We start from the raw sequence: 654 nt of genomic DNA, 5'->3' as shown, positions 1-654 counted from the left end.
CAGTGAGGCCGGAGGAGCGTCTCCGCAGGAAGTATGAGGCCGATGATAGTTGTAGTGATTCACCCACACCGCCAGGGCCTCACGCCGCTGAGCTTCTGAGCGGTAAGAGCGGGCGTAGAGGACCTCATCGACCATCAACCGGTTGTACCGTTCGATCTTCCCGTTATGGCGGGGAGTGTACGGGCGGATCCGGTGATGCCGACCGCCCAGTGAAGTCACCTTCGTGGTGAAGTCGGCGGCCCGGTAGTTGTTCCCGTTGTCCGTGATCACCCGATCGGTCCGGATCCCGTGGGCGGCGAAGAACGCGCGGGCCCGGCAGAAGAACCCGATCGTGGTCACCGCTTTCTCGTCCTCCAGTGCCTCGGTGTACGCCAGGCGGGTGAACCCGTCGATCGCCGAGTGCAGGTACGTGTACCCGACCCGCCGGCCTGCACCACGCTTGGAAGCACGGCCTGCTTCACTGTCACGTCCGTGGGTGCGCCAGCCGCCCCCGTCTGGGATCTTCCCGATCTTCTTCACATCCAGGTGCACCATGTGCCCCGGCCCTCTCGCGGTGATCTTCTGGGGTCGTTGGCGCAGGTCTTCTCCGGTAGGGGTCAGGTCCCGTAGGCGGGAGATCCCGGCCCGGTGCAGCCACCGCCCCACAGTACGAAG

The 654-nt window shown here is 65.1% G+C and carries 1 protein-coding gene; it reads right to left on the bottom strand.

Features of this window, described 5'->3' with window-relative positions:
- The coding region (locus HMPREF2863_RS10610; protein WP_246828885.1) for an integrase core domain-containing protein at positions 1-654 on the bottom strand (654 nt) is incomplete at both ends.

Origin of the sequence: Micrococcus sp. HMSC067E09 (genome assembly GCF_001812555.1) — a bacterium.
Classification (GTDB): domain Bacteria; phylum Actinomycetota; class Actinomycetes; order Actinomycetales; family Micrococcaceae; genus Micrococcus; species Micrococcus lylae.
This window is presented reverse-complemented; position numbering and strand designations above follow the sequence as displayed.